Below are 15,831 nucleotides of genomic sequence, written 5' to 3' on the forward strand. Positions count from 1 at the left end.
AAATAGAATTGGTACAAGGAACCTCTTAACTTAATAGCATTGCAGAGGATCTTGAAGGAAGTGTGTTTTGGCTATTGAATTGAGAAGTACGTTGGAATCAAATCTTTGATTTTGGCGAGGGTTTCGTTGACCGACAATTCACTCATCCCGCCGGCGGCGTTGGCGTGCCCACCTCCATTGAAATGGTCTGAGGCCAACACGTTCACTGGGTTTTCTTTCCCTTTGGAACGGAACGATATTTTCATGATGCCGTCACGCTCAGTAAACACAATAGCGGCTTTCATGCCTTTGATAGATAAGGCAAGGTTGGCAAGGCTGTCAGTATCTCCCTTTTTATAATTGTATTTCGCAAGCTCTTCTTTTGTCAGAGCAATGACAGAGACCTGATAGTCTTCCATGATTTCCAGTTTTTCGGCCATGGCGTAACCTTGCAAGCGCAACCGGCTTGCCGTATTGTTATCGTTGAGCATCTCGTGTACCAGGTGATGTTGTACGCCTGCAGCTAAAAGCTTCGCCAGTATTTCGTGGGTGCGGGGCTGCACCGACGAAAATCGAAAACTTCCTGTGTCTGTCAGGATGCCGAGGTAAAGTGGAGTGCCTATTTTTTCGTCGAGCAATTCACCATGGCTCGATTGCTCTATGAGCTCAACTATCAGCTGTGAGGTAGAGGAAGCGGAGGTCTCCGAAACAACAATGCTGGGAAAATCTTGCGGATGCAAGTGGTGATCAATCATGATCTTTTGGCAAGTAGCGGACTCCAGCAGGTTTTGCATGTCAGGGCCTACCCGATCGGTGCTATTGTAGTCCAGGCAAAAGAGTAGGTCAGCTTTTTGAAAGGCTTCTGTTACTTTCTCTGGCTTGTCGCTCATGAGTACAATGCAGGAGGTATCCAACCAATATAAAAAGTCGGGTGATGCATCTGGGTGACAAATGACAGCCTTTTTGCCCAGCTTTTCTATAAAATACAATAGCCCCAGCGAGCAACCTACCGAATCTCCATCGGCAGATTTGTGGGAGGTGATAACGATAGAAGAAGCGGCAAGTATTTCGGCTTCAATTTGTTGGTAAACATTCATTGTGTGGAGCTCTTGCTAAGACGGTTTCATTTTTCCGTTCTTAATGATTTGATGGCATTTCGTTGAGGGAAGAAAAATAGAAAAGCCAACCTTTTCGGCTGGCTTTTCACTTTCACTCAGAGTCTCTCGAAGAGGACTCGAGTTGGTCATAACTTATTTGAATCCGATTTCAGCCAAACCTTTGTGACTGATGTTGATAGCCTCAAAAGGTGGTAATCCAAAAGTGGCATCCTGCTCCACTAAGTAGAACTCCATACCAGACTGAGCCTTGGCAGCCAATATTTTCTTAAAGTCGATGCTGCCGGTGCCTACAGGAGCAAAATTGCCTTCAGCATTCATATCTTTCACGTGCCATGCTTTGAAACGGCCTGGGTATTTTTCGAAGTAAGCCAGCGGGTCAGCGCCTGCTTTGGCTACCCAGAAAAGATCCATTTGGAAGTTCACAACATCAGCGCTGCAATTTTCCAGCAGGTAGTCAATCAGCACGGTGCCGTCTTCACCTGGCATAAATTCAAAATTATGGTTGTGGTACAACAGCTGTAGGCCGGCTGCCTTACACTTTTCACCAAGCGTATTCAGGATCGTTGCTATTTCAGCAGGAGTGCCTTTCATGCCCATGGTCATGGTTTCTCTGTTAAAGGTAAACATGCCCATTGGAGGTACAGGGATCACAAAGTACTCGATACCGGCAGCTTTGCAGTCAGCGATCAGCTGATCGGCGTTTTCCATGGTCACCATGCCCATGTGAGCACTTTTGGCGGTGAGACCAAGGGTGGCAAGGTAAGCTTTGAAATCAGCGGGAGTCATGCCATAGAACTTGCCCTCTTCATAGTTGGCTGCTTCTACGTAGGCGTAGCCAGCGTCCGCTACTATCTGAAGGGTGGCCTTAGGATCGGTAGCCATGGAGTCACGCACGGTGTAAAGAGCAAGTCCGCCAAACTCAGTCGGCATTGTCTCCACGGCAGCAGTTGAGTCTGCAGATTCTTCGGTTGAGTTGGTTTTGGTGCTGCAGGCAGAGAAGCCAAGGACTATGGCCAGCAGCAGTGTAAAGCTTAATTGTAAGTTACTTTTCATGATAGATTCAGTGTTTAATGCGTCAAAGTTACGCAACTTCAGTGGAAATGGAATATTTATGTTGCTAGTTAGTGCTTATTCGAATTTGCAACAGTTGCTCTAAGTTTTACTGAATCAGATTGAGTAGTGTTTGCAAATCCTTATCAGTGATCGTTTCTTGATCTGATTTATCATAGATGGAAAGTAGGTACACTACGTGACTAGATACGTGAACTACATGAGTTATTAGTCTTGCTCCGCCGGATTTACCCTTACCTTTTGATTTAATAGCTAGCCGTATTTTGTAGCAATCATTCCCAATGGAAGTGCCAATTTGAGGGTTTTCTGAAAGCTGACGACCGAGTTCGGCTAATTCTCCTTTAAGAGATGGATATTTTCTAATGAGCTTTTTCGCCTCTTTACGAAAAGGCGCTATGGTCTCAATTTTATAACTCACTGAGGAACTCACTGAGGGGTTGCGCCTTCTTCTTACCGGCTTTGACCAGATTCACTTCCTCTACTGCCTCCTTAAGCCCCTCAAGTACTTCTGCCTTATAAGGGGTGAGTGGCTTGGCTTTAACGAATGAAAAGTTCTTTAGCACTTCCAAAACGAATGCAGCCTTGTCGTCTTTTATATCCAGAATTACCTTCATAGAAATATTGATTTGGCCGGTCGGCTGCTCAAATATACGAAATAGATGTTCCTCTTCGGAATATTTTGGCGGTTGCAAGCGCATATATAGGTGCCCGGGGTGCTACAACCACCGACGATAGTGATTTATGCCTCACTTAGCTTTCACTCAGAGTCTCTCGCAGAGGACTCTGAGAAGGGCAGGAATTTCACCCCGGAAAGTTCACGTCGTTATTCCTATTGCACCAGCCATTCATTTTGCTCTTCAATAATCATGGACAGGCAGGCAGCTGCCATTTTCAGCTTTTGATCAGCTGGCAAATCAGACGATATCCAGACATTTCGCTTAGGAGTAGCCTGCACGGCACCAATTTCAACGTCACCCTTGTAGATAGCAAAACCTACCCAAAGAGTGAAAGGAGCTACCCTGCCGTTGTCCATTCTCTTTACAGGCACCAGTTTGTATTCCTCAGTATCTGTTTTGATAGCCCCGGTGAAAACGCCGTTGGCAACAGAGGCCGCCAGTCCCCAGGTAAGTGTGTCGGCGCTGGAAGTAATGAGTGCCGTGACGTTCTGAGAGCCTTGCGACATGGTAATGTTGGGGAACCAGGAGTTTTGGGAGCTTTGTACCAGTCCGTCTTTCGACATGTTGACGACGGCGGTGTCTCCTGCACTATTGATCATCGTGAAAGCCAGCTGCTGGCTGGAGGAAGAAATAGTGCCCTGCACATTGCTTCTGCTATTGGTAGTAAGCCAGCCAGCCTTGGACGACACAATTTTGTATTCATCAAAGTAGTAATAGGGCACAGCTTTCATTCCTTTGTACTTGACTTGCTGAGGGGTGGCTTTGGTGCTTAACGAGGGGTCGATCTGCATGATCATCTGGGCATTGACTGTTGAAAGTAATGCCATGGAAATGATGGCTGTAGCGGCGATTTTAGTGAGAAAAGTTCTCATGACAAGGTTTAGGTAAGAAGTGAGGAACAATGAATTAATTTTGGAGCGAATATGGGAGATAATTGGGAAATTATTGACGGCTGGTGGCAAGATATTTTCTACCGTTTGGCAGGTATTCCCGCAGCTTATGCTCACCACGGCAGGGATACCATCCCGGGCTGGCAAAATGCTGCAAAGTTTCAGGTGGCGCCTCCTCCTGCCGAAGAGGGATGGTATCCCTCGCTTCCGAAACGATTTGTGTAGCGGCGGCGGCGAGACGCAGAAATTAGAAGCCTCACAAGCCTGTGCGGCCCGGCGGCCGCTTGCGAGATGAGAGGGTTATAATCTACCTGGATTCTTCATATTTGCCCAGACTCGTAAAATATTGATCACCTTATCATCAAACGTGTAGAAAATAGTAGTGTGTTCTGAATGCTGATACTCCCTGGTTCCTGGTTTCCTAATTGAGTCCTTCTGTTGATACGGAGCTTCTTTGATATGCTTAAACACGCTTCCAGTCGGGTAAAAAAATGATGAATCTCTTTCTCAGTCCAATTCTCCTCCAGGTATTCGATGATTTCATCCAGGCCCTCATTGGCTTCATCTGACCAAACGATCTCTAAAGCCATTTCTCGTATTTCTTTTTCACTTCACTATGCGGAGTGACTTTGCCTTCTTTTACCTGCTGTAATGCCCGATCCAATGAAGCCGATAACTTCGCCTCCCTTTCGAGAAACATTTCAATATTACTCAACTCATGCTCACTTAATTGCATGACTCGCTCTATTAAATGGTATTTTCTTGCTTCAATTTCCATGTCTACAAATTAACGATTTATTACTGCATTTTTATCCCTAATCTGCCGCAAGTTTAGCGACAGCCTAACTTGTGGCAATCCTTTCATGAAGCTTTCAGCTTCACCCCATCATCCCCGGGGCATTTTGCTGGTTGGATCGTCTCGGTCAGAGCTTCAAATCTATCCCTGTAGGATATATTTTGAGGCTCGCATTTTATCACAGCACAAATCAACCCCCATCTCCTCCCCGAATCAGCACCCAGCCCAGCGATCCGGTGGTGGCGATCATCGCAAGCAGCATGGCCAGGATGCCCCAGGAAAAGTCGGCCTGGTCGTGGCAATTTGATAACCCCAATAACCGCTAACGCCGATGCCTCCAAAGGCTATCAGGATGCAGCCTAAACCATAGTAGATAGCAAACTCACTTCGACTCTTTTGATTCATGTATCGGTTGTTCAATGTTTAGTACCTCACTTCGCTGGTTCGAGCGTCTCGCTCGAATCTTGTCACCTACCACAACCACCTCACCACTGCCTTTATCAATGGCGTTACCTTTTTCTTTGGTTCTGAAAAAAAAAAGGTTGTTGAGGTTCTTAAATTTACTGTTTATTTGAATTTTCGATAAATTAATCTCTTCAAATATGAGAAAAAGAAATACTCCTCTTGAAAGTAATTGTCGAGAAAGATAAGATCACTAAATATTTGCTTAATACCGATCATCCTGATGGGGGATCTAAAGCCTATTTTTTCATCAAGAATGGTTTTCACGCAAGTCATTGGAAGGTTCTTGAAGAGGCCTTGTTAACCCATTTCGAGCAGTTTCAGTCATCAAATTCGCAGGAAATAACACCTTTTGGCATGAAATACATTTTAACAGGGTACATCGAAACCCCGCACAGGGAAAGTGTGTTGATTAAAAGTGTTTGGTTCAAGGAAAAAGAAGCCGATTTTCTTAAATTAGTCACTGCATATCCTTTTTAGCGATGATAGAGAATTTTGATAGAGTAGTTTTGAAAGTAGATTTGCCAGAACGAGGTCTTAAGAAGGGTGATATTGGCACTGTTGTGATGATTCATGACAACCGGAAGGGGTATGAAGTAGAGTTTTTCACCCTGATGGGTAAAACCCGAAGTGTTGAAAGCCTCAAAGCCAACAAGGTCAGACCAGTGAAGGCTAATGAGGTGGCCCATAGCAGAGAAATAGCCTAGCCACATTTTTTGCAAAATATTTCATAGAATAAATACCTTCACCCTGCCAGGGTCGCACCCGGTCGAGCAATATTGCGGTTTCTTATCTGCGTCTCACCACCACCGTGTTCCCCAACGTTGAAACTTTTGAGCACCAATCCGCTAAGGCAAATTTGGTTTCGCAGTGTAGCTGACCATGTCGGTAGAAAGAAGAGATCTTCTGGATATAGAGTTTTTAAAATAGGCGTAGTAGAAGAAGCGAGATGCTTCAATTAATTTGATCCAAGTGGACACTTGAACCATCTGAGGTCAATTTTTCATCCCTGATAGTGAATTGTGTTGTATCGACACAATGAAACCACTACATTTATGCATAGACTACAGTCCCGATACTTAAACTACATACCAATGAAGAAACAATTACGCAACAGGAAAGCCTGGAGCTTTCTGCTTGTGCTGGGCTTTTCCCTTGGCCTTGCTCCTACAATGTCGGCACAGTTTCGCCGCAACCCGGTGGTGTCACCGGAAATCCACGCCGACAATAAAGTCACCTTCAGGGTGTACGCACCCAAAGCCAACGAAATTACGCTTTCTGGCGACTGGATGGGCTTTGGCAAAACCGAGCCATTGGTAAAAGGCGACACCGGCCTTTGGGCAGTCACCATTGGCCCGCTGGAGCCTGAGTTGTATGGTTACAACTTTACTGTCGATGGCGTTTACACCCTCGATGCCTCTAATGCTTTGGTGAAGCGGGACGGTGTGCGCAACATCAGCTTTTTCATGATCAAAGGCAACGGATCCGACCTGTACGAACCCAAGCACGGCCCCAAGGGCATGGTGAGCAGGGTTTGGTATGAGTCCCCAACACTTGGCCTCACCCGCCGCATGTATGTGTATACCCCGCCGGGATACGAAAACAACAGCAAAGAGACCTATCCTGTCTTTTACCTGCTGCACGGCGGCGGTGGCGATGAAGATGCGTGGACTGAGCTGGGGCTGACGCCCACCATTATGGATAACCTGATCAACTCAGGCCAGGCCAAACCGATGATTGTGGTGATGACCAATGGCAACCCCGACCAAACGGCGGCCGGCATTGAAGCACCGGCCAAACTTCCTTCGCAAACCAACGAAGGTGGCATGGGTATGGCCAACAAAAAATTTGAAGGGAGTCTGGTAAAGGATGTCATCCCTTATATCGAAAGCCACTATCGGACAAAGAAAGGCAAAGAAAACAGGGCGCTGTCTGGCCTGAGTATGGGAGGCTGGCAAACGCTCAATACTACGTTCGACAATCCTGAATTGTTCGACTACATCTGTGTAATGAGCATGGGATTTGTGAAGGACAGTCCATTCGGCCTGCCTGCCAATGGAGAGGGCCGTGGTAAGGACATTGATGCATTGAAGAAAGCCGACCCAAAAGTGTACTGGATTGCCTGTGGCAAAGACGATTTTCTTTACGACAGCGTAGTGAACCTCAGGAATACGCTCGATGAGCATGGCTTCAAATACAAATATGTAGAGAGCACTGGCGGCCACACCTGGACCAACTGGCGCATTTACCTGTCGCAGTTTGCGCCGGTGCTGTTTAAGTAGGAACTGGTTTTCACTCGATTTATGGTTTCAGGTCTGCTCTTTGGGGCAGGCCTTTTTTTGTTTCCCTGGAATGCAGTTTTCATTTGAATCCCTTACACCGCATTTGGCGAAGTATGAATTTCTTCAATATTATTTGACATTAATAAAAGATATATTATTATTGTTTATCAATAATTAATTTCCGCATAACATGAATAAGCTTCGCATCATTCGCATCATTGTTAAAGCCAGCATGGGCTTGCTGATTTTAGGGATGGTGTTCGTTACCATCTTCTTTGCGTCGATGAAGGAAGGGGTGTTTATCGAGATTGAGCAGCCGCATTGGGTAATCAAATCGGATCAATTGCAGGAAGTGCTGAGGTCGCAGCTGCCTGTTCCGGATAAGCCCATGCTGCTCTCTGTCGAAACGCTGGAAATGATGCTGCCGGTGCATCTCAACCTAAGACTGATTGTGATCGCAATGATGTTTATGGTGTCGGGCTATATGTTCTGGATACTCTGGCTCATAGCAACAATCATTCATGATGTGATGAAGGGCACACCGTTCAACCTGAGCAGTAGCAAGAGAGTGAAGCTTATCGGTACGCTGGTTGTGCTTGCTCCCTTGGGCGAGTGGATACTCAATGTCTTTTTCTCGCTTTGGATCGATAATCGATTTCATTTCGAAGGAATGATCCTGGAAACAGACGCCAATCTGGGCTGGCCGGTGTTCATACTTGGGCTTCTGATTGTGGTGCTCGGCGTAGCCTTCGAGCAGGGCCAGAAAATACAGGAGGAAAACGAACTGACAATTTAGGAAGCGCACTTTCGAGACTGTTCTGTTCAATTCTTAAATAGCTGGTAGTTGTAAAATTGATGATATGAAAAAACTCAATATCGCTCAGGGGGTCATCACCTTCCTTATATTGTCGCTGTGGCTGGGCGTGGCTGTAGGTACTGTTTCTCTGGTGACTATGAAGGAAGGCAGGTATTACGAGATAGGCGAACCCCATCTCAGGGTGCAGTCGGATGAATTGCAGAAAAGCCTTGGCGAAACCCTGGCGAACAGCATTCCCGAATCGTTCAAAATCAGGGTAGACACTATGAAATTAAGCCAACCCATTGACGGAGGCTTAAAAGTACTACTACTTTCGATTGTGTACCTGTCTGTTGGATACCTGACCTATGTGCTCTTTGTTTTCAAAAGCATTATCAACGACGTGAGAAGAAGCAATTCTTTCAATAGGGACAATATACAAAGAGTGAAATTGCTCGGTTTGCTGATTGTTATTGCCCCATTTGTCAATTGGCTGGTGGCGAAGGCCATGGTGTGGTGGCTTGAATACAATTACCTGTTTGATGGGGTAAAGGTTGTTTCGGACTCATCTTTTGACTTTACCGTGTTTCTAATGGGCCTCATTATCATGGTGTTGGGTGTAGCTTTTGAGCAGGGTAGAAAAATCAGGGAGGAGAATGAACTTACTATCTAAATTAAACGCTCATTCAAATAGGATTGTGAAATGAAAAAACTCAAACTCATCAGAGAATTTATTTTAGTTGCTAAGGTTGGGCTTTTTGTAGGGCTGGTTGTCATTGCGTTCTTTTTGGTGACAACTAAAAACGGCGTTTTCGTTCCGGTTAGCGACCCGCACCTTCACATTACTTCGGAGCAAGTAAAGAACACACTTTACGATGCACTCTTTCAGTCCCGGCCGCCGGTAAAGGGAGAGCCAGTGCTCACTTCCATCAGCACGGCCGATCTTAGTTTGAAAGTAGACGGTAGTTTCAAGGCTTTGGTCGCTGTTATTTTTGTGCTGGCTACTGCTAATATTTTGTGGGTGCTCGAATTGCTCAAGAGAATCGTTAAGTCGGTGGAGGATAATAATTCTTTTAGTGTAGGCAACATTGGCAGGGTAAAGCTGACAGGAGCTTTGGTTATGCTGGCACCTGTTTTTGAGTGGGTGTTACGGATGGTATTTATGACATGGATAAGTAGTAAACTCACTTTTGAAGGGATGACGCTAACCTCAAATGCCGACTATGGTATTTCCATTTCTATTGTGGGGCTGCTGATCATTGTGCTGGGAATTGCTTTCGAGCAAGGTCAAAAATTACAGGAAGAAAGCGAACTCACTATCTGATGCCGATTATAGTCAACCTCGATGTAATGATGGCGAAGCGGAAGATCCGTTCCAAAGACCTGGCCGACAGGCTGGGTATTACCGAAGCCAACCTGTCGATACTGAAGACAGGCAAGGCCAAAGCAGTGCGATTTTCTACGCTGGAGGCTATCTGTCAAATACTGGAATGCCAGCCAGGAGATATTTTGGAGTTCAGGGAGGAGGATTAGGGATTGTAGCTTGAGGGCTCCATGTTTTTGATGTAGAAAAGCCCATCAAAAACCTCAGGCCAGATAGCTAGCTCATTGCCATTACCATAAGGTTTGGAAACGAAGGGCTGTGACATCCAGGGTGCGAGATCGCTTCTGTAGTTAACAAACCCAAAGTCATTCCCGACTTCACCAAGGAGATCCTCTATGCTACCGTCTAATGGCTCGATCAGCTCAACTGCTTTCCCTTTTGTCCAGTCGTTTAATTTTCCTCCATAGGCTGTAAAACCAATGGTGTAAATATGACTGTTGTTAGTTTCATGCGTGTAATTGCCCATAGTTATAAAATCAGGAGCCAGTATCGGGAATTTATCGGTTTCTTCATCATATGCGGCCACCTTATCAAAGTTTCTCGAAAGGTGAGTAGTAGCACCCCAAACGATAATCTTTCTGTTGCTGAATTTGTTGATCATCCAGTTTAGATTGCCTCCCATATATTTGTCTCGTGTGTTACCAGCTTTCTTGTAATCCTTTTCTACTGCCAGAAGCTGTGTGAATTCTGCGTAGCCCCGGGTGCTTTCACAAACCTGCACCCAAAAGTCTCTTTGGGATAAAAGAGGAAGTTCGTCGTTCTGGGTGAACGTCTGAAGCCGTGTTGTTAGGTCGGTAAGCCCATTGTCGATTAGGCCGAAGTCGATATCATCGAGCACTGTGGGGGCATCATAGTAGCTGAATAGAGTCACCAGCTCTCTGCTCAGGTCTGTCCAGCCTGATGAAGCAGCAAAAGCAGCATCATTATTTTTCAGGAACGCATTAAGATCCGTGGTGAAATTGCTTTTGTATTTGCCAAAGAACTGAATATCGAATCCTATTAATTCCAAAGGAGTCACGTCTCCATCCCAGTAGTTGAATACGGGATAAACCTCGGAGGTAGCAGACCAAAGTATATTGATAGAATTGCGGGCTGCCTCCATACCCTTGGTACCGTTTTCAATTTTTGTCCATGCTTTGTGGCAATCGTAAAGGCCACTTTCCCAGGCGATCATGTCAAATCCCATTTCCTGATGCAGGAAACGGATAAGTCGGGCCTTGGCTTTGAAGGTCGAGCCATCCCCATGCGACATTTCTCCGAGCATTACTACTCTTTTGCTCCCAATTACGTCTTTGAGGAAGGCCAGGTCTGAGTAATCCTCATCAAACGGGTCAATGCTTCGAGGAACGTATGTGTTTTGTGTAAGCCAGTCAATTCGCTCTGCTCGTTCAGCGATACTAATTGCCGCAGGTGCCTCGGCGAATACTGGCATGTCGTCAGTTGCAGGCTCTTCTGAGTCGTCGGAATTCTTGCAGGCAAACAAGAGGGTTGTGAAACTGAGTACAAGTAATACAGGTTTCTGGAAACAGAGCGAACGTATTTTCATGGTCAGGTAGTTTTCGGTGGGTTTCTGGAGAAGAAACAGCTTAGGAAAAACTTACCATTACTGTATTTTTCGATTGAACCTCTTTAGCAAGACTTTCACCCCTTTACCAAATACTTATCCAACCACCCCACCACCAGCTTCCGCATCTCAGGCAGCTCTTCGTGCGGACAATCAAACAGCTCGATGAGGCAATCTTCTTCCCGGCCGTGCTGCTTATACAGCGGCAGCAGGTAATCTCTCACCTTTTCCACTCCAGCGGGTGGTGTTAGCAGATCCAGTCGACCATTGAGGCTGAGGTGAGGGCGGGGAACGATCAGTTCGTTGATGGTGCTGGTAGAAAAATGCTGGAGCAACGAAGGTACATAATAGTAGATGCCATGGCCGCTGAGGTTGCCAATCTTCATCAGCTCATCAAAGTCGGTGAGGCAGCAAAGGTCGAGGCAGGTGGTGATGCGGGTGTCGAGCGCCGCCAGCCACCAGGCTTTGGTGGCACCCATCGAAAGCCCGAACACGCCCACCCGGCTGGCGTCGGCTTCCGGCCGGGCCAGCAGGTAGTCGAGGGCTTTCATTTCGTCCCACAGCATCATGCCAAAAAGGGTTTGCCCTTTCCACAGCATTTCCTTGAAGGTGTCGGCTTCGCCAAACGCTCCATTTTTCAACCGGTTCCTTTCGCCAAAGCACCAACTGTCGATGGCCAGGGTCATGATGCCCTTTTGCGCATACACTTCTGCATAGGCCAGCATCACAGTTCGGCCGTTGAGTAGTTCTTCTTTTCCCACTTCATAGGTGCCAAAGTGGGCATGACAGTAGAGCATGCAAGGGGCTTTGCCTTTCAGGTTATCGGGCACGAGTAGGATACCAGGCACCTTCTCCAACCCATTGAAGTCGAACTCCAGGTGCTCCAGGGTGTAGCCGTTGCGCTTTTCTTTTCTAACTAGTTGCGGAGGTTTGGGTGTATGCTGGGTGGGTAAGTCTCCCAACAGCCCAAGCAGTTTTTTGCGCTGACTGGCCTGATGGCTGGTGTAGATTGAGTCTTGGAGAGGCATAGTAAACGTAGGTAATTCAAATGGCAACATGCTGACGACCGAGGCCGCCACTGAGTTTTTAATAAATGTTCTTCGGAATGATCCCATGTGCCTTTATTGTGTGGAGAAAGTTAACGATTTTTGGACGCCTTTTTTATCATAAATGCCGGCAACGGTACATTTTTCGATTCGTTGCCCTTTGCTTTCTCCGATCGGAAATTTTACTTTGAGCCAAGCCACAGGCTTTTGTATCTAACTAACATTTGCGGAGACCCCCTTTATGATAAATCCTGGCCAGCGGCCAAGCACACATGAATTCTTTTTTCGGAGCAGGTTTTTGTCAAGAGGCCATCTCCAGCTGCTGAAACTGACCATGCGCTGGCTATCGATGCTCTGGATGTTGACAGCCTGCCGGTCAGCTGACGAAAAAGTGCAGAAGAAAGAGATGGCATCTGTTATAGATATCCCTGCATTTATCAAAGCTGCCGACCACAAGAGAAATGCTGGAGAGTTTGCTTCGGCTGTTCAGCACTATGACAGTTTACTTGCAGCAGCGTCGCTTACGAAGGAACAAGAAATATACCTGGTCATTAACCGGGAGATGTGCCGTCTGCTGACCACCGATACGCTGACCACCGTGAGTCAGGATCAACTTAGTGATTCAGTCTTGGCCCAACAAACTGTTTCCGGCAAGCTTCTCAAGAGCGTTGTCGACATCAGGAATGGGCGGTCTGCATTAAAAACACTGCATGAGGCGAGTGCCACGCTTAGGAGAACCGGCTTTGAGGCTAGTTTTGAATACTTCGTAGTGCTGGAGCACCTGGGTTGGTGTCATCAGATGGTGCACGGCGAAACTGATTCATCTTATTTCTATTACAAAAAAGCGCTGGATATGGCGGGCGATTTTGAAGTCCTATCGCCCTTCATTCCACGACTTCTCGTGCAACTTTCGGAAGTGGCCATTACCAACAGGGATATGGTCGCCGCCCTTGGGTATACCGAACAGGGCCTACGCTACCAGCCAGCGAACAGAGACTTGCATGAGTTGCTGACCCTGAAGGCAACGCTCCTGCGGAGATTAGAGAAGTTCGATTCGGCGAATTATTACTACCAGCTTGCCGACGAGAAGATCCAATTGAGTGGAGACACGTCCAGCTTGGCCAAGCTTTTGAGAGAAAGAGCCCTGCATGAAATGATTGTGAATAACGACTCATTGTTCCGCTTCCAAATGATGCGTCTGGAAAGTTTGCCTACGCACTTTGCAAACAATGCCTCGGTAAGCACCGATCGTTTGTACGGCTTCTATCACTTTTTAAGAGGAGATGCTCAGGCAAGTATCGATGCCTATGAGAGGGCCGTGGCGCATTTTTCCAAACAAAAGCTTCCTGATATTGTGCAGACAACAGAGGCTTATTGGGTACTTGCTTACCTGTACAGGCAGATTGGGGAGTACGAAAAGGCGGAAAAGAATATTTTCGCAGCGATCGTCTATTTTTCACCCTACAAAAACACCCCTTTTTCCTGGGAAGTTCTTGTTTCTCCAGAGGTAGCCAACTGGAGCTACAATTTCGTTAACTATCAGCAGCTGGCTGAAATAGAGCTACAACGGTTCAGGGACGACCCAGGAGACCGGCAAAACCTAAACCGTTCATTTGAAATATACCAGCTCATTGATTCACTGATGTTCCGACAAATAAGAGCAGTGGAAGAAGACGCCCTGCTGATGTTTTTGCGTATTGGCCGCATGGTTTATTCCGGGGCTATTGAAGCGAGCTTTCATTTGCATCAGCTTACCCAGGACACAGCTTACCTGAACCGGGCGCATTTGTATATGGAAAGGAGCAAAGGGCTTATTACCTATCAGGACTTGCTGGCCAGGAACAATGAATACTTTTCGGAAGTGCCGGAGGAGTTCAGAGCAAAGGAACTTCAACTGAAGGCTCAGATAGCCGCAATGAAGCGGAGCTATGCTTACGATTCAAGGGAAATGACTATGCTACTGCGAAAAGCCGATGACTACTATGCTGATATGCAGGACAAATACCCGGACTATTACAAAGCCAAATATCAGATTAATTCAGATTCGTATGCTCATTATGCTGGCATGGCAGACGCCCGTGAAGCCACCTTTGTGCAGTATTTTGTGGACGACGATTATGTTTATTCCCTAAGTTACGGCGGTGAGGGCCGATTTGAACGGGTAGAGATGGATACGTCTGTTACCACTGCTCTCAAGGTGGTGGGCACGCAGCTTTCGAAGCTGCCCAATCGACAGGATGTGGAGGCAAAAAAGGCCTTTATGGAATCCTCAGCGCAGCTGTACGACAAGTTAATAAGGCCGTTGGGCAAGATCCAAAAGTCTCTACTGGTCATTCCAGACGGGGTGTTGGCTTATCTCCCGTTTGAAGTGCTTACAAAGGAGGTGGCCGTGTCATTTCGGGATGCACCTTATCTGATCAGGACCTGTGAGGTAAACTATGCACCGAGTTTGCAAATTTATTCCTTGAGTCAGCATATGCAGACAAGCCGAACAGATGAAGTTGTTGCTTACTCATTTACCAAAAGCCTGGGTGAACTTTATGCCCTGCCTGGTACAAAAAAGGAAGTGGCGCTCCTGGATAAAATATTTTCGGAGAGTGACATCCTGCTGAGAACAAACGAAGAAATAACCCGACAAAGGTTGGTAGATGATCTGGTGTCGGCTGGAGATATTATGCACCTGGGTTTACATGCATCGTCCAGTTTGGCCGATAAATTGGAGAATAAGATTGCCTGCTATTCTTCCTCAGGCCTCGTTCAGGATGCCCTGTATGGGTACGAAATTGCACCCTTGTCGATCAGGGCGCATACGGTAGTGCTCACGGCCTGTCAGTCGGCGTTTGGGCCAGTGGTGGAAGGAGAAGGCACCTATAGCCTGGCCAGGGCATTTAAGCAGGCAGGAGTGAGCAATGTGGTAGCGTCTTTGTGGAACCTTTCCGACGGCACCACTTCTACATTGGTTGGAAGCTTTTACAACGCACTGAGTCAGGGAAAAAGCGCTTCAACCAGCCTTTCACTTGCCAAGCGACAATACCTGAAAGAAGCGGACGAGCTTATGGCTCATCCGCATTTTTGGTCTGGGCTTGTTTGCCAGGGGCAGTAGCAAAATTTCCCTACCTGGGTTCGATGTGCGCAGCCCTGGTAATGTAAAGGCCAAGTGTGGGATCGTAGGTGACCGGGGCATCCAGTGCGACGCCGTCTTCTGCAGGGTCATAAGCCCGCCATGCGCCTCTTGGTTCCCCACCCCGGGGAGGTACAGCACCATCGCATACATAGTAGCCAATAGTGAAGTCGGGTAGTATGAATGGATAGAAGCGCATGTTATTGAAAGTAAAGTATTCTTTGGATACCCCCGCTCCATTGCCTGCTTTTGCCAGCACTCGTTTTGGGCAACCAAAAGGCCCGAAAATCCGCTTGTCCTCGAAAAACTCTTTCAGGTAGCCAGCGCTGTCGCCCATGTTCACAAGAAAGAGGCCGTGCATGTCGACTCGTTTTCCGTTGACAACACGAGCCTCTTCAAAGTAGGCAGGTATGGTCATTGAAGCGAGAGCAAAATTGGAATCAACGCAGTTTACCTGATAAGAAAAACCATATACCGACAGCCCAGCCAGGTTGTACTCGTGGATGTCGTAAGCTGGGATCATTGATGTGGATTCAGTAACAGAAATAGCAGTTGACTTGGGGGGCAGCGATGTGAAATCATCCTTTTTTGCGTAAAGCTTAATAGTTGACATAATGATTAGTGTTAGTTTCTGCTCAAGGTAAG

20 protein-coding genes are annotated in these 15,831 nt (G+C 46.8%); 9 read left to right on the forward strand and 11 right to left on the reverse strand.

Annotated features, from left to right (window positions below; genetic code table 11):
* Positions 1-71 precede the first annotated feature (71 nt).
* The 5 genes from AAC052_RS06935 to AAC052_RS06955 all read right to left on the reverse strand — a co-directional run bounded on the left by AAC052_RS06935 (position 72) and on the right by AAC052_RS06955 (position 3,717).
* Positions 72-1,076 carry a DHH family phosphoesterase gene (locus AAC052_RS06935; protein WP_339811999.1) on the reverse strand — a complete coding sequence of 335 codons (1,005 nt, stop codon included), beginning with the start codon at positions 1,074-1,076 and terminating at the stop codon, positions 72-74.
* A gap of 153 nt (positions 1,077-1,229) precedes the next feature.
* A complete protein-coding gene (locus AAC052_RS06940; RefSeq protein ID WP_339812000.1) occupies positions 1,230-2,150 on the reverse strand; it encodes a sugar phosphate isomerase/epimerase in 921 nt (306 codons plus the stop codon).
* Between the two features lie 106 nt (positions 2,151-2,256).
* A complete protein-coding gene (locus AAC052_RS06945; protein ID WP_339812001.1) occupies positions 2,257-2,586 on the reverse strand; it encodes a type II toxin-antitoxin system RelE/ParE family toxin in 330 nt (109 codons plus the stop codon).
* A complete protein-coding gene (locus AAC052_RS06950; protein WP_317491006.1) occupies positions 2,576-2,782 on the reverse strand; it encodes a hypothetical protein in 207 nt (68 codons plus the stop codon). The genes AAC052_RS06945 and AAC052_RS06950 overlap by 11 nt, the downstream gene beginning before the upstream one ends.
* Before the next feature lie 215 nt (positions 2,783-2,997).
* Complete coding sequence (locus AAC052_RS06955; RefSeq protein ID WP_339812002.1) at positions 2,998-3,717, reverse strand: hypothetical protein; 720 nt, start codon at positions 3,715-3,717, stop codon at positions 2,998-3,000.
* A gap of 51 nt (positions 3,718-3,768) precedes the next feature.
* Between AAC052_RS06955 and AAC052_RS06960 the strand changes: the two genes are divergently transcribed.
* Positions 3,769-3,960, forward strand: a complete 192-nt coding sequence (locus AAC052_RS06960; RefSeq protein WP_339812004.1) for a hypothetical protein — start codon at positions 3,769-3,771, stop codon at positions 3,958-3,960.
* 125 nt (positions 3,961-4,085) lie between these two features.
* Here AAC052_RS06960 and AAC052_RS06965 read toward each other — a convergent pair whose 3' ends face one another.
* The 3 genes from AAC052_RS06965 to AAC052_RS06975 all read right to left on the reverse strand — a co-directional run bounded on the left by AAC052_RS06965 (position 4,086) and on the right by AAC052_RS06975 (position 4,847).
* Entirely contained in the window at positions 4,086-4,325 is a 240-nt protein-coding gene (locus AAC052_RS06965) for a hypothetical protein (protein WP_339812006.1), read from the reverse strand.
* A complete protein-coding gene (locus AAC052_RS06970; protein ID WP_317491010.1) occupies positions 4,316-4,513 on the reverse strand; it encodes a hypothetical protein in 198 nt (65 codons plus the stop codon). Before AAC052_RS06970 ends, AAC052_RS06965 begins: the two co-directional genes overlap by 10 nt.
* 208 nt (positions 4,514-4,721) lie before the next feature.
* On the reverse strand, positions 4,722-4,847 hold the full coding sequence (locus AAC052_RS06975) for a hypothetical protein (protein ID WP_339812008.1): 126 nt from the start codon (positions 4,845-4,847) through the stop codon (positions 4,722-4,724).
* 308 nt (positions 4,848-5,155) lie between these two features.
* On the opposite strand from AAC052_RS06975, the gene AAC052_RS06980 reads away from it, so the two are divergent.
* The 7 genes from AAC052_RS06980 to AAC052_RS07010 all read left to right on the forward strand — a co-directional run bounded on the left by AAC052_RS06980 (position 5,156) and on the right by AAC052_RS07010 (position 9,604).
* Positions 5,156-5,473 carry a DUF6883 domain-containing protein gene (locus AAC052_RS06980; protein WP_339812011.1) on the forward strand — a complete coding sequence of 106 codons (318 nt, stop codon included), beginning with the start codon at positions 5,156-5,158 and terminating at the stop codon, positions 5,471-5,473.
* Positions 5,474-5,475: 2 nt separating this feature from the next.
* Positions 5,476-5,700, forward strand: a complete 225-nt coding sequence (locus tag AAC052_RS06985; protein ID WP_339812014.1) for a DUF4926 domain-containing protein — start codon at positions 5,476-5,478, stop codon at positions 5,698-5,700.
* A 387-nt stretch (positions 5,701-6,087) separates the two neighbouring features.
* Positions 6,088-7,275 (forward strand): alpha/beta hydrolase-fold protein, encoded by a 1,188-nt coding sequence (locus AAC052_RS06990; protein WP_339812016.1) that lies wholly within the window; start codon positions 6,088-6,090, stop codon positions 7,273-7,275.
* A 190-nt stretch (positions 7,276-7,465) separates the two neighbouring features.
* Positions 7,466-8,071, forward strand: a complete 606-nt coding sequence (locus AAC052_RS06995; protein ID WP_339812017.1) for a DUF2975 domain-containing protein — start codon at positions 7,466-7,468, stop codon at positions 8,069-8,071.
* 64 nt (positions 8,072-8,135) lie between these two features.
* Complete coding sequence (locus AAC052_RS07000) at positions 8,136-8,744, forward strand: DUF2975 domain-containing protein (RefSeq protein ID WP_339812018.1); 609 nt, start codon at positions 8,136-8,138, stop codon at positions 8,742-8,744.
* Positions 8,745-8,774: 30 nt separating this feature from the next.
* The gene (locus tag AAC052_RS07005; RefSeq protein ID WP_339812019.1) at positions 8,775-9,395 is read left to right on the forward strand and encodes a DUF2975 domain-containing protein; all 621 of its coding nucleotides are present in this window, start codon (positions 8,775-8,777) and stop codon (positions 9,393-9,395) included.
* Positions 9,395-9,604 carry a helix-turn-helix transcriptional regulator gene (locus AAC052_RS07010; RefSeq protein WP_317491019.1) on the forward strand — a complete coding sequence of 70 codons (210 nt, stop codon included), beginning with the start codon at positions 9,395-9,397 and terminating at the stop codon, positions 9,602-9,604. The genes AAC052_RS07005 and AAC052_RS07010 overlap by 1 nt, the downstream gene beginning before the upstream one ends.
* On the opposite strand, the gene AAC052_RS07015 is transcribed toward AAC052_RS07010, so the two are convergent.
* Positions 9,601-11,001, reverse strand: a complete 1,401-nt coding sequence (locus tag AAC052_RS07015; protein WP_339812021.1) for an erythromycin esterase family protein — start codon at positions 10,999-11,001, stop codon at positions 9,601-9,603. The genes AAC052_RS07010 and AAC052_RS07015 overlap by 4 nt on opposite strands.
* Before the next feature lie 95 nt (positions 11,002-11,096).
* The gene (locus AAC052_RS07020) at positions 11,097-12,047 is read right to left on the reverse strand and encodes an alpha/beta hydrolase family protein (RefSeq protein WP_339812023.1); all 951 of its coding nucleotides are present in this window, start codon (positions 12,045-12,047) and stop codon (positions 11,097-11,099) included.
* Positions 12,048-12,399: 352 nt separating this feature from the next.
* Between AAC052_RS07020 and AAC052_RS07025 the strand changes: the two genes are divergently transcribed.
* A complete protein-coding gene (locus AAC052_RS07025; RefSeq protein ID WP_339812025.1) occupies positions 12,400-15,168 on the forward strand; it encodes a CHAT domain-containing tetratricopeptide repeat protein in 2,769 nt (922 codons plus the stop codon).
* A 10-nt stretch (positions 15,169-15,178) separates the two neighbouring features.
* On the opposite strand, the gene AAC052_RS07030 is transcribed toward AAC052_RS07025, so the two are convergent.
* Positions 15,179-15,799 (reverse strand): hypothetical protein, encoded by a 621-nt coding sequence (locus AAC052_RS07030; RefSeq protein ID WP_317491022.1) that lies wholly within the window; start codon positions 15,797-15,799, stop codon positions 15,179-15,181.
* Positions 15,800-15,831: the final 32 nt, after the last annotated feature.

Origin of the sequence: uncultured Imperialibacter sp. (genome assembly GCF_963974565.1) — a bacterium.
Taxonomy (GTDB): Bacteria; Bacteroidota; Bacteroidia; order Cytophagales; family Cyclobacteriaceae; genus Imperialibacter; species Imperialibacter roseus.